18 protein-coding genes and 2 pseudogenes are annotated in these 23,588 nt (G+C 39.7%); all 20 read left to right on the top strand.

The genetic code is table 11. The features are described 5' to 3' along the window. Positions 1–51 precede the first annotated feature (51 nt). Positions 52–2,976: pseudogene (locus MHH70_RS06305) on the top strand (PolC-type DNA polymerase III); the annotation flags it as partial. Positions 2,977–3,694: 718 nt separating this feature from the next. Further along, positions 3,695–5,521 (top strand): group II intron reverse transcriptase/maturase, encoded by a 1,827-nt coding sequence (ltrA, locus tag MHH70_RS06300; RefSeq protein ID WP_342472839.1) that lies wholly within the window; start codon positions 3,695–3,697, stop codon positions 5,519–5,521. 109 nt (positions 5,522–5,630) lie between these two features. Beyond that, a pseudogene (locus MHH70_RS06295) lies at positions 5,631–7,034 on the top strand (PolC-type DNA polymerase III); the annotation flags it as partial. A 270-nt stretch (positions 7,035–7,304) separates the two neighbouring features. Beyond that, positions 7,305–7,790 carry a ribosome maturation factor RimP gene (gene rimP, locus MHH70_RS06290; protein WP_066170139.1) on the top strand — a complete coding sequence of 162 codons (486 nt, stop codon included), beginning with the start codon at positions 7,305–7,307 and terminating at the stop codon, positions 7,788–7,790. Between the two features lie 12 nt (positions 7,791–7,802). After that, positions 7,803–8,942 carry a transcription termination factor NusA gene (gene nusA, locus MHH70_RS06285; RefSeq protein WP_066170142.1) on the top strand — a complete coding sequence of 380 codons (1,140 nt, stop codon included), beginning with the start codon at positions 7,803–7,805 and terminating at the stop codon, positions 8,940–8,942. A gap of 115 nt (positions 8,943–9,057) precedes the next feature. Beyond that, positions 9,058–9,336 (top strand): YlxR family protein, encoded by a 279-nt coding sequence (locus MHH70_RS06280; protein WP_066170145.1) that lies wholly within the window; start codon positions 9,058–9,060, stop codon positions 9,334–9,336. Next, entirely contained in the window at positions 9,333–9,641 is a 309-nt protein-coding gene (locus MHH70_RS06275) for a YlxQ family RNA-binding protein (RefSeq protein ID WP_066170148.1), read from the top strand. Before MHH70_RS06280 ends, MHH70_RS06275 begins: the two co-directional genes overlap by 4 nt. A gap of 14 nt (positions 9,642–9,655) precedes the next feature. Then, the gene (infB, locus tag MHH70_RS06270; protein WP_066170151.1) at positions 9,656–11,926 is read left to right on the top strand and encodes a translation initiation factor IF-2; all 2,271 of its coding nucleotides are present in this window, start codon (positions 9,656–9,658) and stop codon (positions 11,924–11,926) included. Next, the gene (locus MHH70_RS06265) at positions 11,926–12,204 is read left to right on the top strand and encodes a DUF503 domain-containing protein (RefSeq protein ID WP_066170154.1); all 279 of its coding nucleotides are present in this window, start codon (positions 11,926–11,928) and stop codon (positions 12,202–12,204) included. Before infB ends, MHH70_RS06265 begins: the two co-directional genes overlap by 1 nt. A 27-nt stretch (positions 12,205–12,231) precedes the next feature. Then, complete coding sequence (gene rbfA / locus MHH70_RS06260) at positions 12,232–12,576, top strand: 30S ribosome-binding factor RbfA (protein ID WP_066170157.1); 345 nt, start codon at positions 12,232–12,234, stop codon at positions 12,574–12,576. 751 nt (positions 12,577–13,327) lie between these two features. Beyond that, positions 13,328–14,248 (top strand): tRNA pseudouridine(55) synthase TruB, encoded by a 921-nt coding sequence (truB, locus tag MHH70_RS06255; RefSeq protein ID WP_342472838.1) that lies wholly within the window; start codon positions 13,328–13,330, stop codon positions 14,246–14,248. Between the two features lie 6 nt (positions 14,249–14,254). Beyond that, positions 14,255–15,199 carry a bifunctional riboflavin kinase/FAD synthetase gene (locus MHH70_RS06250; protein ID WP_107942302.1) on the top strand — a complete coding sequence of 315 codons (945 nt, stop codon included), beginning with the start codon at positions 14,255–14,257 and terminating at the stop codon, positions 15,197–15,199. Positions 15,200–15,418: 219 nt separating this feature from the next. Continuing rightward, positions 15,419–15,688, top strand: coding sequence for a 30S ribosomal protein S15 (rpsO, locus tag MHH70_RS06245; RefSeq protein ID WP_042472014.1), 270 nt, complete (start codon positions 15,419–15,421; stop codon positions 15,686–15,688). A gap of 161 nt (positions 15,689–15,849) precedes the next feature. Further along, the gene (gene pnp, locus MHH70_RS06240; protein WP_107942303.1) at positions 15,850–17,964 is read left to right on the top strand and encodes a polyribonucleotide nucleotidyltransferase; all 2,115 of its coding nucleotides are present in this window, start codon (positions 15,850–15,852) and stop codon (positions 17,962–17,964) included. Between the two features lie 148 nt (positions 17,965–18,112). Next, entirely contained in the window at positions 18,113–19,339 is a 1,227-nt protein-coding gene (locus MHH70_RS06235) for a pitrilysin family protein (RefSeq protein ID WP_342472836.1), read from the top strand. A 341-nt stretch (positions 19,340–19,680) separates the two neighbouring features. Beyond that, the gene (locus MHH70_RS06230; RefSeq protein WP_066170172.1) at positions 19,681–19,944 is read left to right on the top strand and encodes a YlmC/YmxH family sporulation protein; all 264 of its coding nucleotides are present in this window, start codon (positions 19,681–19,683) and stop codon (positions 19,942–19,944) included. After that, positions 19,941–20,729, top strand: coding sequence for a dipicolinate synthase subunit A (locus tag MHH70_RS06225; protein WP_107942305.1), 789 nt, complete (start codon positions 19,941–19,943; stop codon positions 20,727–20,729). The genes MHH70_RS06230 and MHH70_RS06225 overlap by 4 nt, the downstream gene beginning before the upstream one ends. Then, entirely contained in the window at positions 20,702–21,289 is a 588-nt protein-coding gene (locus MHH70_RS06220; RefSeq protein ID WP_066170177.1) for a dipicolinate synthase subunit B, read from the top strand. The genes MHH70_RS06225 and MHH70_RS06220 overlap by 28 nt, the downstream gene beginning before the upstream one ends. An 84-nt stretch (positions 21,290–21,373) precedes the next feature. Continuing rightward, complete coding sequence (locus MHH70_RS06215) at positions 21,374–22,414, top strand: aspartate-semialdehyde dehydrogenase (RefSeq protein ID WP_342472835.1); 1,041 nt, start codon at positions 21,374–21,376, stop codon at positions 22,412–22,414. Between the two features lie 202 nt (positions 22,415–22,616). Next, on the top strand, positions 22,617–23,531 hold the full coding sequence (gene dapA, locus MHH70_RS06210; RefSeq protein WP_066170183.1) for a 4-hydroxy-tetrahydrodipicolinate synthase: 915 nt from the start codon (positions 22,617–22,619) through the stop codon (positions 23,529–23,531). Positions 23,532–23,588: the final 57 nt, after the last annotated feature.

Raw genomic sequence — 23,588 nt, 5'->3', positions numbered from 1 at the left:
AGTTTTTGACCTTTCTAGACTGCTCTTTTTTGCTAGAGGAAGGTGACGATGATGACCAACGAACAAGAGGCAAGAACGAGGTTTTTAATGCTCTTACAGCAACTAGAACTAACGGATGATATTTATATGTCGTTATTTGAAGAGGGCGAGCTAACGAGATTATCTGTTCATAAAAAAAATCGCATATGGTACTTCGTCATTAAGTTGCAAAACATACTGCCATATAAAGTATACCAGCTACTTATTGCACGTTTAACAGAGAAGTTTTCACATATTGCAACGATTACATTAACGATTGAGGCGACTGCACCTGTTGTGACAGAGGAGCTAGTGCTAGATTATTGGCTGCCGACAATCAGGCAGCTAGAAGATATGTCGCCGCCATTGAAAAATCAATTGATGGGGCAAAAACCGCAATGGACAGGGCATAAATTGATTGCTACAACAATGCATGAAATAGAGCAAATGTCATTAAAATCGAAATATACGGATAAGTTATCGGAAAGCTATCAGCAATTTGGCTTCCCGTCTATACCGCTTGAATTTCAATTAGTAGAGCAATCAGACGAAATGAAGCAGGCACACGAGGCGTTTTTGGAGCAGCGTAGACAAGAAGAAGCTATATTAGCACAGCAGGCATTGGAGGATTTTGCTAAGCGCGAGAAGGACAAGGCAGATTCGCCAAATGCAGTGCTAGGTGACAGACCATTCCAGCTAGGGGCACAAATTAAAGATAGTGAAACGGTGGAAATTCGAACGGTGCTTGAAGAAGAACGCTCAATCGTATTAGAGGGCTTTGTCTTCATTTCGGAAGTCAAGGTGCTAAAAAGTGGTCGCTCCTTATTAGAGTTCAAAATGACCGACTATACGGACTCAATTTTAGTCAAAATGTTTTCACGAGATGATAGTGATGCGGAATTAATGGCACAACTTTCAAAAGGTATGTGGGTAAAAGTTCGTGGTTCTGTACAAATGGATACATTCGCACGCGATTTAGTAGTGATGGCACGTGATATTGTAGAAATAAAGAAGGAAACGAGAAAAGACCTTGCACCAGAAGGACGCAAGCGCGTTGAATTGCATATGCATACACCGATGAGTCAAATGGATGCAGTAACACCTGTAGATAAATTAGTTGGACAGGCTGCTAAATGGGGGCATCCTGCTGTAGCAATTACAGACCATGCTGTCGTGCAAGCATTTCCGGAGGCTTATGCTGCTGGTAAAAAACATGGCATTAAAATTATTTATGGTGTAGAGGCGAATTTAGTCGACTCAGCGGCGCTCATTGCCTATGAAGAACAGCATATTAATCTAGAAAATGCCACATTCGTTGTGTTTGACGTCGAAACGACAGGTTTATCTACTGTGTATGACACGATTATTGAGCTCGCAGCAGTCAAAATTCAAAATGGGCAAGTGATTGGCCGCTTTGAACGCTTTGCGAACCCGCATAAGCCGCTAACAGCAAATATTATTGACTTAACTCATATTACCGATGATATGTTAAGAGACGCACCAGAGGTAGAAGATGTTGTACGTGAGTTTCATGAATTTATTGGCGATAGCATTGTTGTGGCACATAACGCTTCATTCGATATTGGCTTTTTATACGTTGCCTACCAAAAATACGGCATTAGTAATGATAAGCATCCTGTTATTGATACGTTAGAGCTATCACGTATGTTAAATCCAACATTGAAAAACCATCGTCTAAACACGCTGTGTAAACGCTATGGTGTGGAGCTAACACAGCACCACCGCGCTATTTATGATACGGAGGCAACAGGTGAGCTAATGCTCCATCTTTTAAAAGAAGCGCATGATAAAGGCATTAAGTATCATGATGACTTTAACCGTTATGTTGGTGGAGATGACAGCTATAAACAGGCTAGACCTTCACATTGCACTATTTTAGCGGTTAATGAAATTGGCTTGAAAAATTTATTTAAGCTTATTTCGATTGCCCATACAGAGACGTTTTATCGTGTACCGAGATTGAAAAAGAGCGATTTACAAAAATACCGTGAAGGTTTGATTATTGGCTCAGGATGCTCGAATGGTGAGCTTTTTGAAACGATTATGAATAAAACGCCTGAAGAAGCTGAGCGAGTGGCAAAGTTTTATGATTATATTGAAGTACATCCAAAACCTGTTTATTCGCAACTGATTGATCGCGGAACAATTCATGACGAATGGAATTTAGAGGATATTATTCGCAGGCTCGTGAAGCTCGGGAAGAAATTAAATATCCCCGTTGCAGCGACGGGCAATGTCCATTATTTAGATGAAACAGATGGGAAGTTTAGACAAATTTTAATTGGCTCGATGGGCGGTGCTAATCCGCTTAATCGTTATCCTTTGCCAAAGGTGCATTTTAGAACAACTGATGAGATGCTTGCACAATTTGATTTTTTAGGTCCTGATTTGGCAGAGGAAGTTGTCGTTACGAATACGCAATTAATAGCAGACATGATTGGCGATGTAAAGCCGATTAAAGATGATTTATATACACCTAAAATTGAAGGCTCTGATGATGAAGTAACAAACTTAACATACGAAATGGCGCATCACATTTACGGAGAAGAATTACCCGAAATCGTGCAGGCACGCATTGACAAAGAGTTAAAATCGATTTTAGGTCACGGCTTTGGGGTTATTTATTTAATTTCTGCAAAGCTTGTAAAAAAATCGTTAGCAGATGGTTATTTAGTAGGGTCACGTGGCTCAGTAGGTTCCTCTTTAGTTGCCACCTTTATGGAAATTACAGAGGTTAATCCATTACCACCACATTATATTTGCCCGAGCTGTAAGCATTCGGAGTTTATCGCTGACGGGTCTGTTGCCTCAGGCTTTGACTTACCGAACAAAGATTGTGTTCAATGTGGCACACCTTATAAAAAAGACGGTCAAGATATTCCGTTTGAAACCTTTTTAGGATTTAAAGGGGATAAAGTTCCAGATATTGACTTGAGTGCGACACGTTGCTAGTTGAAAAGACTAGCCACCATTATTGGTAGAACTGCTATTTCGAGGTGTGGAATGACGGAGTAACGCCCCGAAACACACTCGCTGAAGCTACGACATGCAAGCGGATGACTGCAAAACTGAAACTTGTATGAAGCTCGTTAAAGTAGGCTGAAGTTCACCCAAACAGTACGGCTGTGGAAAAGGGGTAATCCTGTGAATGATAGGTCTGGCGTCTATAAACTTTCTATGGTTAGAATCAGTAGACTCACTGGGACGAACCCTCGATTGACTTTTCGTGAATGTCACGTAGTAGAAATGCTGCGGGGTCCAAATTAGGGCTTCTAGGTGTGGATGAGTAAGCGTTTGGTTATGAAAATCCATCTTGTGTTACAGGCACATGCAAGCCTAGCGGAATTTAGGGGGAACCTAAGGGAAGATGTACAGATAGAAATAGTGGAACGTGTGAAGCTCCTAACGTAAGAGACAGTTGCATGTCGATGAAGACGGTGTACGGAAATGCTGAACAAGTTATAACGTACTTTGATGGAGTGGCAGTAGTGCCGTAGTACCGTTGAAGAAATGCCTGTGATGACTGAATAACCAATAGGTCGGAGGACAAAACATTTCAGAGGGAAGGGCACGAGTCGTTAGTGTTGAAATTAAACCTACACAAGTCAGATTCTAGTATGACTAAAGAGAACGAAAGCTCAAAGGGAGTGATTAGTTGGCTGACTTAATGATTCAAAAGTTAAGAAACAACGAGTATTTTGGATTGCAAACAACTTTTGATAACCTTTATAACGAAAGTAAAAGTCGTCGTTATTTTACAGATCTTTATGAATCGATTATTTCCGAAGAAAACATATTGCTCGCCTTTCGAAATCTAAAAAGCAATACAGGTAGTAAAACGAAAGGTGTTAACGGACACACAATTAAACACTTGAATAAAATGAATGCTAATAAACTAATCAAACTTGCTCGAAGAAGGCTAGAAAATTATTCACCACATGCAGTAAGAAGGCTATTTATACCAAAACCAAACGGAAAGATGCGACCTCTAGGTATCCCAACAATTGAGGATAGACTAATACAGCAAATGTTTTTACAAGTATTAGAACCGATTACAGAGGCGAAATTTCATCCGCAAAGTTATGGCTTTAGACCGAAGCGAAGCACACATGATGCACTCGCAAGATGCTATCATATGGTGAATCATAGTCATCAACATTTTGTAGTTGATATCGATATTAAAGGTTTCTTCGACAATGTAAATCATAAAAAGCTAATGAGACAATTATGGACAATTGGTATTAGAGACAAAAAAGTATTAGCGATACTAAAGAAGATGTTGAAAGTCGAAATTACAGGTGAAGGAGTACCAACAAAAGGAACCCCACAAGGAGGAATTTTATCTCCGCTACTTGCCAATGTAGTATTAAACGAGTTGGATTGGTGGATTTCAAATCAATGGGAAACGAAACCGACACGAGTACCTTATAAGCTAAAACGCAATAAAACGGACGCACTTAAAAAGACAAGGTTAAAACCAATGTATCTAGTTCGATACGCAGATGATTTTAAAATATTCACGAACTCATATGAAAATGCTCGAAAGATTAAAATGGCTGTTGAGAAATGGTTAAAAGAACGATTAGGGCTAGAAATTAGTGAAGAAAAAAGTAAAATCACAAATTTGCGTAAAAACGGTACAGACTTTTTAGGGATTCGATTTAGAGCGGTACAAAAAGGCAATGCGAAAACAGGATACATCGTCAACTCTAAGATGGACCCAAAAGCAAAAGAAAAGGTACAAGGCGTTATAAGGCATCAGCTAGTAAAACTAAGAAAAAGTCCTACTCCACAAAAAGTGATGAACTTTAATGCAAATATTTTAGGGTTGCAAAATTATTATAAGATTGCAACTCGAATTTCTCAGGAGTTTAATGAGATAAGGCATAACATTCATCCAAATATTAAATCACTCATGATAAGAAATATCTTTGTGAAAACAAAAGAAACAAACGGAGTGATTGATAAATTTTATGGAGATTACAATTATCCACGTTTCAAAAGCAATGGATTGCTGGTATATCCTATTGAATCTGTTCGACATGATATACGAGGACAGCGAAAGCCTGAATTCACAATTTACAATGAAGCTGATAGGAAAGTAATTCATAGAGATTTAAAACAAGTGTCCATTCGAGAGATCGAAATGTTTCGTAAAGGAATATATAAATCAAAAAGTGTTCTGTATGAAAATAACCGATTGAGTAAATATGTAGCACAAAAAGGTTGCTGTGGAATTACGGGTGAGAGATTAACACCTCATCAGGCACTATGTCATCATATAAAACCAACAGCACAAGGTGGTACAGATGAATACGATAATTTGATTATTATCAATAGAAAGTATCATAGGCTCATTCACAATTCAGACCCTTTAAGGAATAAAGAGTATCAAAAGTTATTAAGTAAATTCGAAGCAAAAGCAATTAACAAATTAAACAGGCTAAGAACGGAAGTAGGAAATCCAAAGCTTAGTCTATAACATTCAACAAAACTAACGATGGAACGCCGTGTGAGTGTGAAAGCCTCATGCACGGTGTGGGACGGGGGAAAAGTTGGTGATAACTTCAAAGGCTTACCTATCGTCATACTTCTCGGGTGAATATCAGCCACAGGCTCATAACTATACAAAGGTTTTATTCGGTGAGGACTATGTTTTCCGTGCAGGAACGATTGGTACGGTAGCAGAAAAAACAGCATACGGCTATGTTAAAGGCTATGCAAGTGATAATAATTTAACATTCCGCGGGGCAGAAGTAGACCGGCTTGTGCAAGGGTGTACAGGGGTAAAGCGAACGACAGGGCAGCATCCAGGAGGCATTATTGTAGTGCCTGATTATATGGATATTTATGATTTCTCGCCAGTGCAATTTCCGGCTGACGCACAGGATGCTGAATGGAAAACGACACACTTCGATTTCCACTCAATCCATGACAATATTTTAAAGCTTGATATATTAGGGCACGATGACCCAACAGTCATTCGTATGCTGCAAGATTTATCGGGCATTGACCCGAAAACAATTCCGACAGACGACCCAGAAGTAATGAAAATTTTCAGTACGACGGAATCGCTTGGTGTTACGACTGAGCAAATCGGAACAAAAACAGGAACACTCGGTATTCCAGAATTCGGTACACGCTTTGTGCGCCAAATGTTAGAGGAAACGAAGCCATCCACGTTTAGTGAATTAGTACAAATTTCAGGTTTATCTCATGGAACGGATGTATGGCTTGGCAATGCACAGGAATTAATTAAAAATGGCACATGTGTATTAGCGGAAGTAATCGGCTGTCGTGATGATATTATGGTGTATTTAATTTATCAAGGATTGGAGCCCGCGTTTGCCTTTAAAATCATGGAGTCTGTTCGTAAAGGGAAAGGTTTGACGGATGAAATGGAAGAGGAAATGCGTAAAAACAAAGTGCCGGAATGGTATATCGACTCCTGTAAAAAGATTAAATATATGTTCCCGAAAGCCCATGCGGCTGCCTACGTATTAATGGCAGTGCGCATCGCATGGTTTAAAGTGCATCATCCAATATTGTACTACGCGGCATATTTCACAGTTCGTGCAGATGATTTCGATTTAATTGCCATGAAGCAGGGACCTGCTGTCATTCGGACAAAAATTGATGAAATCAATGCGAAGGGCTTAGATGCGAGCCCGAAAGAAAAAAACTTAATGACAGTGCTTGAAATTGCACTAGAAATGTGTGAGCGAGGAATGTACTTTAAATCGGTTGACTTGTATCGTTCAACAGCAAGTGAGTTTATTATTGATGGCAATGCTTTAATCCCGCCATTCGATGCTATACCAGGTCTTGGAACAAACGTAGCGAAGCAAATTGTTATTGCACGTGAGGAAGGCGAATTTTTATCGAAGGAAGATTTACAACGACGTGGTCGCGTATCGAAAACGCTAATTGAGTATATGGACCAGTTAGGCTGTTTAGAAGGATTGCCCGACGCCAACCAGCTTTCGTTGTTCTAGCTAGTAAGTGGGGATATTTGCAATTGTTTTCGAGGTATGCTATTGTAAGTGTAACAATTTGTTGATAGTTCGCAGCAAAAGAGTGGGTTTCTCCCGCTCTTTTCTGTTGTTTACAACAACAAAAAAGCTAAAATTAGTGGTATTGCTACAGAAGCATAAGTTTTTGAGATGGTACAGACAGCGAGTTACACCAATTTCTCATAACGCAATGTGAATAACAAACAATAAAGCAAATAAATTTAAAGTACAACAACATATGAGGAGGATATGATGAGCAAAGTTACTTCAACTATTGAAGCGCTCGTAACGCCTATTATTGCTGAATTAAATCTTGAATTAGTGGATGTCGAGTTTGTGAAGGAAGGTCGCAACTATTTTCTGCGTATTTATATCGATACGCCAGAGGGTGGGATTGACATTGATCAATGTGCACAAGTAAGTGAACGTTTAAGTGTCATTTTGGATGAAAAGGACCCGATTGAGCAAAATTATTATTTAGAAGTATCTTCACCAGGTGCAGAACGCCCGTTAAAGAAAGAACAAGACTTTGTTCAAGCAGTTGGTAAATATATTTATGTGAAAACATACGAGCCAGTGAAGGATATGAAAGAATTTCATGGTTATTTAACTGCATATACTGAACAAGGTTTGGAAATGGAAATTCGCATTAAGACACGCAAAATCAATGTACAAATCGATAAAGAAAAAGTAGCGCAGGCTAGGCTTGCGATTGACTTTTCAGATAAGCAAATTTAGGAGTGAACAAAAATGAGTAGTGATTTACTAGATGCTTTAACGGCCCTTGAGGTGCAAAAAGGGATTTCAAGAGAAGTATTAATTGAAGCAATTGAGGCGGCATTAGTAACAGCGTATAAACGCAATTTTAACCAAGCGCAAAATGTGCGAGTAGATTTAAACCTAGATAAAGGAACGATGCTCGTCTATTCTCGTAAAGACGTTGTAGAAGAAGTGGAAGATGATCGTTTAGAAATCTCAGTAGAAGATGCAAAAATGATTAATCCTGCATATGAAATTGGCGATGTATTGGAACAAGAAGTAACACCACGTAATTTTGGTCGTATTGCAGCTCAAACAGCGAAACAAGTTGTTACACAGCGTGTTCGTGAAGCAGAGCGCGGCTTAATTTATGAAGAGTATGTAGACCGCGAAGATGATATCGTAGTCGGTACAATTGAGCGCCAGGATGCACGTAATATCTACGTATCACTAGGTAAAGTAGAGGCGGCATTACCAGTAAACGAGCAAATTCAAGGTGAGGTCTATAAACCGCAATCACGCATTCGTGTTTATATTACAAAAGTAGAGCGTACAACACGTGGTCCACAAGTAATTGTTTCACGTACACACCCAGGTTTGTTACGTCGCTTATTTGAAATGGAAGTGCCTGAAATATTTGACGGTACAGTAGAAATCAAATCGATTGCGCGTGAAGCTGGAGACCGTTCAAAAATCTCTGTATTCGCACACAATCCAGAGGTAGACCCAGTGGGCTCATGTGTCGGTGCTAAAGGTGCGCGTGTACAGACAATTGTGAATGAATTAAGCGGTGAAAAAATCGATATTGTTGAATGGTCTGAAGACCCGATTGTGTTCGTAGCAAATGCTTTAAGCCCATCAAAAGTATTAGATGTGCAAGTAAATGAAGAAGAAAAGTCTACAACAGTTGTTGTACCAGACTATCAACTTTCACTAGCAATAGGAAAACGTGGTCAAAATGCGCGACTTGCAGCGAAGCTAACAGGCTGGAAAATCGATATCAAAAGTGAAACAGATGCACGTGAATTAGGAATTTATCCTTCTGAAACGAGCACATTCGTTCCACAAAATAACAATACGGCAGCATATGATGATATCGAATATGATTTATATCAGGATGATGAAGAATAATCATATGAAGAAAATAGTTTAGCTTCTCACAAGCAACTCTTCTAGCATGACGGGAAAAGTGCTTGTGAGTAAGCAAGCAGAAAGTGCTGAAGTTTTGGAGGGAAGGTGAGCGAGGATGGCTATGCAAAGAAAAGTGCCTTTACGCAAATGCGTAGCAACGGGCGAAATGCATCCGAAAAAAGAAATGATTCGTGTTGTACGTTCGAAAGAAGGCGAAGTATCTGTTGATACAACAGGTAAAAAGTCAGGACGCGGAGCTTATGTTTCTAAAACGGAGCAGGCTGTTGAAGAGGCACGTAAAAAAAATAGCTTAGGAAAACAACTTGAAGTAGCAATTCCAGAAGATGTATACGAGGAGCTATTAAAGCTTATTCGCAGGGAGTCTATTTTATGATGAACAGTGCAATACTGCAATTATTAGGGCTAGCTGCCAGAGCGAGAAAAGTTGTTTCTGGAGAAGAATTAGTCGTAAAGGAAGTGCGCACAGGAGGAGCGAAATTAGTTTTCCTCGCAAACGATGCTTCTGCCAATACGGCAAAAAAGATTAAAGATAAATGTACGTATTACAACGTTGAGTTTTATGTTTTTGGAGATCGCTATGATCTAGGACATGCTACAGGAAAGGAAGCGCGTGTAGCATTAGCTATAACCGATAGTGGGTTTGCGAAAAAAATGTCTAGTCTACTCAACGAAAATTAATCGGGGGTGAGCAGATGAGCAAAATTAGAGTTCATGAATATGCGAAAAAGGTAAATAAAACGAGTAAAGAAGTAATGGGACAGCTCACAAAGCTTAATATAGAAGTGAAAAACCATATGTCGATGCTTGATGCTGTAACTATTACAAAGCTTGATTCTGTCTTTCAGCAAGTAGCAGAACCGAAAAAAGCAACACCTGCAAAGCCAGCTGCTAAAAAAGAAGGCTTATCGCAGCACGTGCAAACAGAAGCACGTTCACAATCCAAGCAGCAACAAATGAAAAAAGCGGATAAAGCTCCGAATGTAGAACAAAACAAAGCGTCACAGAGTGACAAATCTAATAATACAAAGGGTAACCAAAATCGAAATATGACACAAAATAACAATCAAAATAGTCGTGGTAAAAGCGGCGGTAATAAGAATAATAATCAAGGCGGCTATCAACAGCGCAAGAAGCCAGGTATCCACGGTGGTAAACGTCGTCCAAATAGAGGACCTCAACAGCCTGTACAAACTGTACAGAAGGAATTACCAGAAAAAATCACATTTTATGAATCATTATCAGTTGCAGAGCTAGCAAAAAAATTGCATCGTGAGCCATCTGAAATTATTAAAAAGTTATTTATGCTAGGCGTTATGGCAACAATTAACCAAGAGCTTGATAAAGATGCGATTGAGCTAATTTGTGCTGATTATGGTGTGGAAGTAGAGGAAGAAATACGTGTAGATATTACAGACCTTGAAACACATTTTGAGCAAGAAGTGAGTGAAGAAGAACAACGCGAGCGCCCACCAGTTGTAACGATTATGGGGCACGTTGACCACGGGAAAACATCGCTTTTAGACTCAATTCGTAATACGAAGGTTACTGCTGGCGAAGCAGGTGGTATTACACAGCATATCGGTGCATACCAAGTTGATGCGGATGGTAAGAAAATTACATTCCTTGATACACCAGGTCACGCTGCGTTTACAACGATGCGTGCACGCGGTGCGAAAGTAACAGACTTAGCTATTATCGTTGTTGCAGCAGATGACGGTGTAATGCCTCAAACGGTAGAAGCAATTAACCACGCGAAGGCAGCAGAGGTTCCAATTATTGTCGCAATTAACAAAATGGATAAACCAACTGCTAATCCAGACCGTGTAATGCAAGAATTAACTGAGCATGGCTTAGTTCCAGAAGATTGGGGCGGCGATACGATTTTCGTACCAATTTCTGCACTGAAAGGTGAAGGAATCGACCAATTATTAGAAATGATTTTACTTGTTTCTGAAGTTGGCGAACTAAAAGCAAGCCCAGCTCGCTCTGCAATCGGTACAGTAATTGAGGCTCAATTAGATAAAGGTCGCGGTTCTGTTGCGACATTATTAGTACAAGATGGAACATTGCGTGTCGGTGACCCAATCGTAGTAGGTCATGCATATGGTCGTGTACGTGCGATGGTAAATGATATAGGTCGCCGTGTGAAGGAAGCAGGCCCATCTACACCAGTGGAAATTACAGGTTTAAATGATGTACCACAAGCTGGTGACCGATTTGTTGTATTCGAAGACGAGAAAACAGCTCGTTCAGTTGGTGAATCACGTGCAATGACTGCGATTCAAGCACAACGCTCTGAAAAACAACGCGTAACATTAGACAACTTGTTTGAGCAAATGAGCCAAGGTGAAATGAAGGAGTTAAACTTAATCGTTAAAGCCGATGTACAAGGTACAGTAGAGGCGATGGCTGCATCATTAATGAAAATTGATGTAGAAGGCGTTAATGTGAAAATTATCCACACGGGTGCTGGTGCAATTACTGAGTCAGATATTTCATTAGCAGCAGCTTCAAATGCAATTGTGATTGGTTTCAACGTTCGCCCTGATGCGAATGCTAAACGCGCGGCTGAGGAAGAGGGAGTAGATATCCGTCTACACCGCATTATTTATAAAGTAATTGAAGAAATCGAACAAGCGATGAAAGGGATGCTTGATCCAGAATACGAAGAAAAAATCGTTGGTCAGGCGGAAGTTCGTCAAACGATTCGCGTATCGAAGGTTGGTACAATTGCAGGTTCTTACGTAACTGAAGGTAAAATGGTGCGCGATGCAGGTGTACGTGTTATCCGTGAAGGAATCGTTATTTTTGAAGGAGAGCTAGACTCATTAAAACGCTTCAAAGATGATGCGAAAGAAGTAGCAAGAGGCTATGAATGCGGTATGACGATTAAAAACTACAACGACCTTAAAGAAGGCGACGTAATTGAAGCATTTATAATGGAAGAAATTAAACGTGCATAATGATTGTCTACGCAGAAGTTGAATTCATTATTCATACTGCCCATTCGCTAAAGGAAAAGCGCTCCGTATTACAAAGGATGGTAACGCGGACAAAACAAAAGTTCAATGTATCGGTTGCAGAAATTGACCATCAAAATGTTTGGCAACGTACGCGACTCGCACTTGTAACAGTTGCCTCCTCTAAGGAGGCGGCTGAGCGTGAAATGATGCATGCACTCCGTTATTTAGAATCCAACCCTGAGTGGGAACAACTAGAATTACTTCGCCAATATTTATAAGGAAATTTGTTAAGGTGGTGACTTTCTATGTCTCTACGATCAAACCGAATTGCCGAGCAAATGAAAAAAGAGCTTGGTGACATTCTTGGACGTAAAATAAAGGATCCTCGTGTAGGCTTTGTCACAGTAACGGATGTTGCAGTAACAGGTGATTTACAGCAGGCAACTGTTTATATTACATCATTAGGCAACGAACGTGAAAGAGAAGAAACGTTAAAAGCATTAGAAAAAGCAGCTGGCTTTATTCGTTCTGAAATCGGCTCACGTATCCGCCTACGTCGTACACCAGAAATTTTATTTGAATTCGATTCTTCTGTAGAATATGGTAATAAAATTGATGCTTTATTGCGTTCATTGCATGAAGATAAATAGAGTAGGGGGCGTCCAAAAAGTGTGCGAAAGCACTGCTTTTTGGACGTTTCGTTTGTGTTTCAGGGGTTGTCCGAAAAGTCTATTTTGTTTTGACACCGCATTAAAATAAATGTTTTCATCGCTTCCCTTTTACTGAAGGATAACGCTGCTAAAGCCAATGTTCATCCCATTTTTAAAAGAGGTGTTCTCTGTTTATCCCGTATTAACAAATTTGTTTGCGACGAGTAACCGCAGGAGCAGGCTGTACTTTTGCGACGAGTAACCGCAGGAGCACAGACCCCCACTTCAAAACAGCAGATAAAAACAAGATGTTTAAGTGGGGGATCAAACAGCCTGTAAAAACTAAGAATGAGGCCAACACGATGTTGGTCACACAAGCGTTTTCGCAGGATGCGAAGATTCTAGCTTGTGTTCCTCTATCACCAATCAGTGGGGGTGTGCGAAGCCCCCCACTGATTGAAGGTTCACTTTATCCCGTATTAACAGGCTGTAAGACCCCCATCTCAAAACAGCAGGTGAAATCAAAATGTTTAAGAGGGGGTCAAACAGTCTGTAAAAACCCGAATGGTGAAACTACCAATCAGTGGGGATAAGCCCCCCCACTGATTGAAGGTTCACTTTATAGGAATCAACATTTTGCGAAACATCATCGCTACTGTCCAAAATGCAGGCTATGCACGGCTTTTTGGACAGCCCCTTTTTATTAAAACAATGAATTTAGCGACTTTTCCTTTTGAGGAGGGATTTTACAATGAACGGTATTTTACCATTATGGAAAGAACGTGGTATGACGAGCCATGATTGTGTATTTAAGCTACGAAAAATTTTAAAAACTAAAAAAGTAGGTCATACAGGTACGTTAGATCCGAATGTAGAAGGGGTATTGCCTATTTGTATTGGTCAGGCGACAAGAATTGCCGAATACATTACAGATGCAGGAAAAACGTACGAGGCCATTATTAGTATTGGACGAACAACGACAACTGAAGATGCTGAAGGGGAAACAGTTGAACAAAATACTACATATAAATCATTTAGCCGTACGGAAATTTTGGGGGCATTAGAGCGATTAACGGGATTAATTGTGCAGACACCTCCCATGTATTCAGCGGTGAAAGTGAATGGTAAAAAACTTTATGAATATGCGAGAGCAGGACAAGTGGTTGAGCGTCCGACACGACAAGTGACGATTTATGATTTAACATTGTTAGATGAGGCTGACGTATTTGAAGGAGAGCAAGTGCAGTTTTCAATACGTATTAGATGTAGCAAAGGTACATATATTCGTACACTTGCTGTGCAAATAGGTGAGATGCTAGGCTATCCTGCACATATGCAGGCGCTTGTGCGCACAGCCTCTGGTACATTTACAAAGGAAAATTGTTTAACGTTAGCTGAAGTACAGGAATTGATGAAGCAGGAGCGAATTTCTGAGAAAATTTTGCCTGTTGAATATGCATTAACAAGCTATCCTTTTATTGAAATAGATGAAACGAATGCCAAGCAAATTTTTAATGGACAAGTGCTAGAAATGCATGCATTATTAAAGCAGCATCAGAAAATTGTCTATGCAAAAAATGGATTTGCGAGGGCGATTTATATCGCACATCCAACAAAGGAAAACATGATGAAACCAGAAAAAATGTTCCCTGAAATAGAGCAGGAGGTATAAATACTAATGGAAGTCATTTATTTAAAATACCCTCATCAGTTAGAGCGACCAGAAGCGGCTTACTCATTAGCAGTTGGCTTTTTCGATGGTGTCCATAAAGGGCATCAAGCTGTTATCGAGCATGCAGTGCGCAAGGCACAAGAATTAGGCATTAAAAGTGCTGTAATGACATTTGACCCGCATCCTACTATTGTATTAGGTGCTCGCAATGAGCAAGTATTTTATATTACACCACTTCAGCAAAAGCTAGATACATTAAAAGGATTAGGTGTAGATACGGTATTTGTTGTCAATTTTACATCTGATTTTGCGAAATTATCACCGGAAGAATTTGTGCAGTATTTCATTCGTGATTTATATGTACAGCATGTAACGGCAGGCTTTGATTATTCATTCGGAGCTTTCGGTAAAGGCGATATGCGCTTAATGGAAGAGCTGTCAAACGGCGATTTTGGGGTGACAACGATTGACAAACTGAGCGACTGTGATGAAAAAATTAGCTCCACTCGCATTCGTAAATTGTTAAAAGAAGGCGATATGGAGGAAGTGTGCATGCTGCTTGGTCGCGCATTTGAAGTGCCGGGCATCGTTGTACATGGGGATAAACGTGGACGTACACTCGGTTTTCCAACTGCTAATGTACAATCGATGGCGGGCTGCTTTATTCCAGCAACAGGTGTTTATGCCGTACAAATTTTAGTGCAAAACAAGTGGTATAATGGTGTTTGTAATGTCGGTTATAAACCCACATTTAAAAATCCAGAAGAAAAACAGCTATCGATTGAAGTGCATATTTTTGATTTCGATAAAAATATTTACGGTGAAGAAGTAGTTGTTGGATGGTATAAACGTATTCGTAGCGAACGAAAATTTGCTGGCATTGATGAGCTAATTACACAAATTGAGCTAGATAAGCAAGAAGCAATCAATTACTTTGCGAGTAAAGTATAACACTTTCAGCAAATTAATTTTGTACCGATAACAGGGCGACAGGTAAAGGTACAGAGTCTATAGATGCCGAGAGGTGTGATTGAAATAGTTGCTTGCTGTTATCTAGTATGATATAATTCCTAAAGTGTTCAATATGCACTAAACCTTAGCTCGGCTTTCCGTTACTCCTGACGATTGCTGTGCTACAGGGGATAATTCAATTATAGGAGGTCATTTCAAATGGCAATTACAAAAGAACGTAAAAACGAAATTATCGCTGAGTACCGTACTCACGAAGGCGACACTGGTTCTCCAGAAGTACAAATCGCTGTGTTAACTGCAGAAATTAATGCATTAAACACGCACTTACGTACACACAAAAAAGATTTCCACTCAGAGCGTGGTCTTTTCAAAATGGTAGGTCGTCGTCGTCACTTATTAAAATATCTTCGTGAAACAGACGTACAACGCTACCGTGAATTAATTACACGTTTAGGCTTACGTCGCTAATCTCATATAAAAAGCGGGAAACTTCCCGCTTTTTATTTATGTATAAAAACTTTCAATGAAAATAAAAAAATTTAGCATAGAAACTACATTTTTGATACACTAACTATAGTACATACAAAAAAAGCTGAAGTAGGGTGTAAAAGTAGAAAGGGGTTCATCAGATGAACGACAAAAAAGTCTATTCTTATGAATGGGCTGGCCGTCCACTCGTAATAGAAGTAGGACAGTTAGCAAAACAAGCAAATGGCGCTGCATTAATTCGCTACGGCGAAACGGCAGTTTTAGCAACAGCCACAATGTCAAAATCACCAAAGCCATTAGATTTCTTCCCATTAACAGTGAACTATGAAGAACGTCTATACGCGGCAGGTAAAATTCCAGGTGGTTTCATTAAACGTGAAGGGCGTCCATCAGAAAACGCGATTTTAGCATCTCGTTTAATTGACCGTCCAATTCGTCCGATGTTCCCAGATGGTTTCCGAAACGAAGTACAAGTAATTTCAATGGTTATGTCAAATGATTCAAATTGTCCGTCAGATGTAGCAGCAATGTTTGGCTCTTCGTTAGCATTAGCGATTTCAGATATCCCATTCGATGGACCAATCGCAGGTGTACATGTTGGTTATATTAATAATGAATTCGTATTGAACCCAACAACAGAGCAAATGGAAGAAAGCACAATCCATTTATCTGTTGCTGGTAATAAAGATGCAATTAACATGGTAGAAGCAGGTGCTTTAGAAGTACCAGAGGAAATTATGTTAGAAGCAATTATGTTTGGTCATGAGGAAATTAAAAAATTAATCGCTTTCCAAGAGCAAATTGTAGCTGAAGTAGGGAAAGCAAAAATAGAGGTCGAACTTTACGAGTTAGACCCTGAATTAACAGCAGCGGTAAAAGCAGTTTGCGAGGCAGATATGAATGCTGCAATTCAAACAGTTGAAAAGCATGCGCGTGAAGATGCCATTACAGCTGTCAAAGAGCGTGTATTAGCTTCTTACGTAGAGCAGGAAGCTGATGAGGAAACAATTAAGCAAGTGAAAGGCATTTTAGATCAAATGGTGAAGGATGAAGTGCGCCGTTTAATTACTGAGGATAAAGTGCGTCCAGATGGCCGTAAGCTTGATGAAATTCGCGCACTATCCTCTGAAGCGGGCTTGCTTGACCGTACACACGGTTCAGCTTTATTCACACGTGGTCAAACACAAGCATTATCAATTTGTACGTTAGGCGCATTAGGCGATGTACAAATTATTGATGGCTTAGGTATTGAGGAATCAAAACGTTTTATGCATCACTATAATTTCCCACAATTCTCTGTTGGAGAAACAGGACCTATACGTGGTCCGGGGCGTCGAGAAATTGGTCATGGTGCACTAGGTGAACGCGCATTATTAGCAGTTATTCCTAATGAAGTAGAGTTCCCATATACAATTCGTTGCGTATCTGAAGTATTAGAATCAAATGGTTCGACTTCACAAGCTTCAATCTGTGCATCGACATTAGCAATGATGGATGCAGGTGTGCCATTAAAAGCACCGGTAGCGGGTATTGCGATGGGTCTTATTAAAAAGGACGAGCACTATTCCATTTTAACGGATATTCAAGGGATGGAAGACCATCTTGGTGATATGGACTTTAAAGTAGCCGGTACAGCTAAAGGTGTAACAGCATTGCAAATGGATATTAAAATTGATGGTTTATCACGTAATATTTTAGAGGAAGCATTAGCACAGGCAAAAATTGGTCGTATGCATATTTTAGAGCATATGATGACAACGTTAAACGAGCCACGTAAATCATTATCAAAATATGCACCAAAAATTATTACGATTAAAATTAATCCTGATAAAATCCGCGATGTAATCGGACCAGGTGGTAAGCAAATTAATAAAATTATTGATGAAACAGGCGTGAAAATTGATACTGAGCAAGACGGTACAATTTATATTTCTTCAGCAAACGAAGAAATGAACAATCGCGCGAAAGAAATTATTGAATCCATCGTACGTGAAGCAAAAGTAGGCGAATACTACTTAGCGACTGTGAAACGTATCGAAAAATTCGGTGCATTCTGTGAAATTTTCCCAGGCAAAGACGGTTTACTACACATTTCAGAAATTCAAGAAGAACGTACGAAAGCTGTGGAGGATGTATTAAAGCTTGGCGATCAATTACTAGTGAAATGTATCGAAATCGATAACCAAGGTCGCGTGAATTTATCACGTAAAGTAGTGATTAAAGAAGAAAAAGAACGAGCTGAACAACAGCAATAAAGTAAAACTCCAATGTGGAACCGTCTAAAATATCATTTGGGGACGGTTTCCCCATGACAGATAATAAAAAAACATTAATGGCTGTCTGGAAAGTGGTGCGTTAGCCTACTTTCTTGACGGCTTTTTTGCAAGGGGGAAATGGAGAGCAATGACAGTGCAAGTATCGACATGTCAAAATGGTGTACGTATTGTATCGGAGCAACTGCCACATGTGCGTTCACTTTCTGTTGGCATATGGGTCAATGTAGGTTCTCGCTATGAGCTACCGGAGGAAAATGGCATTACACACTTTATAGAGCATATGCTTTTTAAAGGAACGAAGACGAAGTCGGCAAAGCAAATTGCTGAAATATTCGACCGTATTGGTGGCGAAATTAATGCCTTCACCTCGAAGGAAAATACATGTTATTATGCGAAGGTGTTAGATCATCATGCCGAACTAGCTGTAACCGTTTTGGCAGATATGTTTTTCAATTCAACATTTACAGCGGAAGATATTGAGCGAGAGCGTCAAGTCGTGTTAGAGGAAATTTATATGAGTGAGGACGCGCCAGATGATGATGTGCATGAAAAGCTATGGGCTGTTATGTATCCAACAGATGCCCTTGGCCGCCCAATTTTAGGAACAGCCGAAACGCTGGCAACCTTTGATGAGGCAATGATTCGTCAATATATGGCGAAGCATTACTGTCCACAAAATATTGTTATATCGGTAGCGGGGAATATTTCAGATGGACTTTTAGCAACGATTGAGCAATTGTTTGGGCAATTTCAGGCAAGTGCTAGTGTAGTGGAGCGAACATTGTCATATCCCGTATTTTCAGCAGGTGAAATCATTAAGGAGCGCGATATTGAGCAAGCACATGTGGCGATTTCATTCCCTGCAATTGGTGTGAAAAATCCTGATATTTATAGTTTAATTGCACTAAATAATATTATTGGCGGCAATATGAGCTCTAGACTATTTCAAGAAGTGCGTGAAGAGCGTGGTTTAGCCTATACAATCTACTCTTATCAGACATCCTACGAAGATGTTGGCTCATTAACGGTTTATGGTAGCACAAGCAAACAGCAGCTAAGTCAGATGCAGCATACGATAGATGCGACATTACTTGATGTTGTAGCAGGTGGTATTACTGAACTAGAGCTAGAAAATGCGAAGGAGCAACTCAAAGGCAGCTTTGTTTTAGGGCTTGAAGGCACAGAAGACCATATGAGCCGAAATGGCTTAAATGAACTAATCCATCAACGTCACCGTTCAGTTGATGAAGTGCTTACTTCAATTGATGCTATTTCAATGGAAACAATCAATGAGTTAATTACAGATATTTTATTGCAGGAACCAGCGATTGCAATAATTGGACCAGAAAACTAAAAAAAGCACTTGAAAGCAAGGTTTTTCACTTGCTTTCAAGTGCTTTTTACTTATCAATTACGCCTTGGCTAACTCTAGTCCAGATTTTTTTGGAGCTACTTAAGATAGAAGTTACTCTGAAACTGTCACGAGGCGTGTCAACGATTACTCGTTGCAAAAAATATGTGCTCCTACGGTTACTCGTCGCAAAAAACATGTGCTCCTGCGGTTACTCGTCGCAAAAAACATTGTTGAAAGAAGTTAAAATTGTCCAGTGAGGTATGTTGAAAATTCTATTTTAGGCGAACGTTCAAATTGCGCGATGCATATAGTATGGTGAAGCGCTGAAGAGGAGGGAGAATATGCTTTTATCAGAGCTTGCTGACAAAGAGTTAATTGAAATGCAAAATGGTGTTCGCTATGGTTATTTGGCGGATACAGAATGCTTATTTGAGCCGACAACAGGAAAAATTATCGGCTTTGAGCTTATGCCGCAATCGAGGCTGATGTTTCAAAAGCGAAAAACAGGAGCGGCATTTATTCCTTGGGAGGAAATCGTTTTAATCGGAGAGGACCGCATTTTATTTAATCAAACTACAACCGCATTTAGAAGCTATGACCAATGACGGAGCGCTGGTTAGTTATTGGTGCAGACGAAAGAATGAAGGTATTAGCTAAAAATTTAGCAAGTGAGGAACGAACTATTTTTTACAAAAATAAAACGAGTTGGGATGCGGAGCTCAACGCAACCGCTTTGGAGTTTCATCCAGATGTTGTAGTGTTACCTATTCAACCGCTACAAATTGATGTGCAGATTGTACTTGGAATTCAAAAAGCAGTTATGCATGTTGGAAAGCTAGCGCCAGAATGGGAAGTGATTTTAAAGGAACATACGGTGCATCGTTATTTGCAGCAGGAGGCATTTATTTGGCAAAATGCAGCACTAACAGCAGAGGCATTTCTAGCTTATTTTTATGAGCATAAACAGGCTGTGCGTCATAAATGCTTTATAATTACTGGCTTTGGGCGCGTTGCTAAAATGACGGCACATATGCTAAAAAATATGCAGGCAAACGTCATTATTTTAGTGCGCTCTGTTGCCCAGCATTGTGAGGCGTTAGCACTTGGCTACGAATCATACTTATTAGACGATTTTCCGCATATTGAAGGCGTAGCACTAATTAATACGATTCCAGCAAAATGGCTGACGCCAACAATGCGTAAGCAATTTGAGATGCCAATTTATGATTTAGCTTCTGCACCTGGTTGTGTAACGGATAATGTAGAGCATTATACATTACTTGCAGGATTACCTGGGAAATATTTCAGTACAGATGCAGCGCATTTATTAAAGACAGCAATATTAGATTGGAGGGCGCAGCAATGCTTGAAGGTAAACGTATTGGATTAGGTATTACAGCATCGCATTGCACATACGCCGATGTAGTACCTAAGATTGAAGATTTAAAGCAAGCAGGTGCAGAAGTTGTACCAATTATTACCCCATCTGTTTTACATGCCGCGACACGCTTTGGCACTGGGGAGGAATGGATAGCAAAAATAGAAGCAGCAACAGGGCAAAAAGTTATTTCATCCATTGTGGAAGCGGAGCCCTTTGGACCGAAAAATCCATTGGACTGTATGGTTATAGCGCCAATGACAGGGAATTCAATAAGTAAGTTCGCTAATGCCGCGACCGATAGTGCCGTTTTAATGGCAGCAAAGGCAACTTTACGCAACGGCTCTCCTGTTGTGATAGGTGTTTCAACGAATGACGCCCTCGGTTTAAATGGTCAAAATATTATGAAGTTGCTAAATGCAAAAAATATTTATTTTATTCCGTTCGGGCAAGATGATCCAATCCAAAAACCAACATCTCTCATCGCGGATTTTTCAAAAATGGTCGAAACTGTGCATGCGGCCATTTTTTATAAAAAACAATTACAACCAATATTTATACAATTTTTTTAATAATCAAATTAATCCTACACAACTGCAAGGTTTTATGTTACAATAGCCAACATTATGTAACTAGTTTTGAGGAGAGATGAGATTATGACGAAGCAATTGACAGTAGCTGTCGTAGGCGCGACAGGAGCAGTAGGTTCAACAATGATGGAACTTTTAACGAAGCGTAATTTTCCAATTAAGCAAATAAAATTTCTAGCATCTGCACGTTCAGCAGGGAAGAAAATTGAATTTAATAAACAGTCATATACAATCGAAGAAGCAACACCTGAAAGCTTTGAAGGGGTAGATATTGCATTATTTTCAGCAGGTGGCTCCGTATCAGCAGTACTAGCACCTGAAGCAGCGAAGCGCGGAGCAATCGTTGTAGACAATACAAGTCATTTCCGCATGGATCCAGAAGTACCGTTAGTTGTACCTGAGGTCAATCGACAAGCATTAAAGGATATTCCGAAGGGCATTATTGCCAACCCGAACTGTTCAACGATTCAAATGGTCGCAGCATTACAACCAATTCGTGAAAAATTTGGCTTAACAAAAGTAGTTGTTTCTACATACCAAGCTGTATCAGGCTCTGGTATTGCAGCAATTGAAGAGCTACAGACACAAAGCGCACAGTGGGATGCTGGAAAAAATGTTGAAGCGCATATTTTGCCTGCGAAAGCAGATAAAAAGCATTATCCAATTGCGCGCAATGTCATTCCGCAAATTGATAAATTCACAGACAACGGCTATACGTATGAAGAAATGAAAATGATTAATGAAACAAAAAAAATTCTAGAAATGCCTGAATTACAGGTGGCAGCAACTTGTGTGCGTGTGCCGGTAGTATCAGGACATTCAGAATCTGTATATATTGAACTTGAGCAAGAAGCGACAGTGCAAGATATTTTCGAAGTACTGAAAAATGCACCGGGTATCGTATTACAAGATGATATTGCTAATCAACAATATCCGATGCCGATTTTTGCTGAAGGAGAAGACCCTGTATTTGTAGGGCGAGTTCGCCAAGATTTAGACAATAAAAAAGGTTTCCATTTATGGATTGTATCGGACAATTTATTAAAAGGAGCGGCACTAAATTCGATTCAAATTGTTGAAGCAATGATAGAGGAAAACTTATTTTGATTCAGCTATTTGAAGGAAACAATTTATTCAGCAAATATAATAGCGTATTAATTTCAGAAAAATACTTAGTTCAGTTTGGAAGCAGCATATCTGCTGAATCAAAATAAAGCCCTCGGGCATATGATAGATTTTCAAAGGAAGCAGAAGTCCTTCTAAGAAAATCTATAGCTGAGGTGTAATTGATGATAAGAGGTGTAGAAGGATGAATTTAGGTCGAATTGGAACGGCGATGATTACACCGTTCAAAGAGGATGGTACGATTAACTATCCGGAGCTTGAACGAATTATTAATCATTTAATCGATAATGGGACAGATAGCATTATCGCATGTGGAACGACATCTGAAAACCCAACGATGTCGACAGAGGAAAAGATAGAGGTTGTACGCTTCACTGTGGAAAAAGTAGCTGGACGTGTGCCGGTTATTGCTGGAACAGGGGATAATGAAACAGCATACTCCATCATGATGACACATAAAGCGGAGGAAAATGGAGCGGATGGTATTATGCTCGTTGCTCCATATTATAATAAGCCAAATCAACGTGGTATTTATGCGCACTTTGAAACAATTGCGCGTGAAACAAAGCTACCAGTTATGTTATACAATGTACCTGGGCGTACGGCTGTCAATGTTACCTATGAAACGTCAGTTGCTTTAAGCAGAATTCCGAATATTTTATGGATTAAAGAAGCGAGCGGTAACTTAGATCAAATGGGTGATATTATTGAAAATGTGGATAGCAAGGATAATTTCTTAGTTTATAGTGGAGATGATGGTTTAACATTACCGCTTTTAGCAATTGGTGGAGCAGGCATTATTTCAGTTGCTGCGCATGTTGTTGGCAATGATATGCAATTAATGATGCGTGCATTTGAAGAAGGAAAGCATGAGCTAGCTGCAAAAATTCACCGTGCATTATTGCCATTAGTACGCGCGTTATTTGCACAACCAAACCCATCCCCAGTTAAATATGCAATGACAAAATTAGGTTTTGATACATTGGCAGTGCGACTGCCGATGATGGAAATGACAGATGAAGAAAAAGCTGATTTTGATAAAATTTGGGATACGTACCAAGCAAAAATTGAAGCAATTCGTCAAACTTTACCAGTGTGATGCATCACACTGGTTTTTTCGTTCGCTTTATTCAAATTCATTTTTTATGAATTTTTA

This window comes from Metasolibacillus sp. FSL H7-0170 (assembly GCF_038593115.1).
Lineage (GTDB): Bacteria > Bacillota > Bacilli > Bacillales_A > Planococcaceae > Metasolibacillus > Metasolibacillus fluoroglycofenilyticus.
Note: the sequence above shows the minus strand (reverse complement) of the source record. Positions and strands in the feature narration are given on the sequence as shown.

Coding starts and splice junctions, on each gene's coding strand:
- rimP (WP_066170139.1), top strand. CDS start 7,305: ATGAGCAAAGTTACTTCAACTATTGAAGCGCTCGTAACGCCTATTATT.
- nusA (WP_066170142.1), top strand. CDS start 7,803: ATGAGTAGTGATTTACTAGATGCTTTAACGGCCCTTGAGGTGCAAAAA.
- MHH70_RS06280 (WP_066170145.1), top strand. CDS start 9,058: ATGGCTATGCAAAGAAAAGTGCCTTTACGCAAATGCGTAGCAACGGGC.
- MHH70_RS06275 (WP_066170148.1), top strand. CDS start 9,333: ATGATGAACAGTGCAATACTGCAATTATTAGGGCTAGCTGCCAGAGCG.
- infB (WP_066170151.1), top strand. CDS start 9,656: ATGAGCAAAATTAGAGTTCATGAATATGCGAAAAAGGTAAATAAAACG.
- MHH70_RS06265 (WP_066170154.1), top strand. CDS start 11,926: ATGATTGTCTACGCAGAAGTTGAATTCATTATTCATACTGCCCATTCG.
- rbfA (WP_066170157.1), top strand. CDS start 12,232: ATGTCTCTACGATCAAACCGAATTGCCGAGCAAATGAAAAAAGAGCTT.
- truB (WP_342472838.1), top strand. CDS start 13,328: ATGAACGGTATTTTACCATTATGGAAAGAACGTGGTATGACGAGCCAT.
- MHH70_RS06250 (WP_107942302.1), top strand. CDS start 14,255: ATGGAAGTCATTTATTTAAAATACCCTCATCAGTTAGAGCGACCAGAA.
- rpsO (WP_042472014.1), top strand. CDS start 15,419: ATGGCAATTACAAAAGAACGTAAAAACGAAATTATCGCTGAGTACCGT.
- pnp (WP_107942303.1), top strand. CDS start 15,850: ATGAACGACAAAAAAGTCTATTCTTATGAATGGGCTGGCCGTCCACTC.
- MHH70_RS06235 (WP_342472836.1), top strand. CDS start 18,113: ATGACAGTGCAAGTATCGACATGTCAAAATGGTGTACGTATTGTATCG.
- MHH70_RS06230 (WP_066170172.1), top strand. CDS start 19,681: ATGCTTTTATCAGAGCTTGCTGACAAAGAGTTAATTGAAATGCAAAAT.
- MHH70_RS06225 (WP_107942305.1), top strand. CDS start 19,941: ATGACGGAGCGCTGGTTAGTTATTGGTGCAGACGAAAGAATGAAGGTA.
- MHH70_RS06220 (WP_066170177.1), top strand. CDS start 20,702: ATGCTTGAAGGTAAACGTATTGGATTAGGTATTACAGCATCGCATTGC.
- MHH70_RS06215 (WP_342472835.1), top strand. CDS start 21,374: ATGACGAAGCAATTGACAGTAGCTGTCGTAGGCGCGACAGGAGCAGTA.
- dapA (WP_066170183.1), top strand. CDS start 22,617: ATGAATTTAGGTCGAATTGGAACGGCGATGATTACACCGTTCAAAGAG.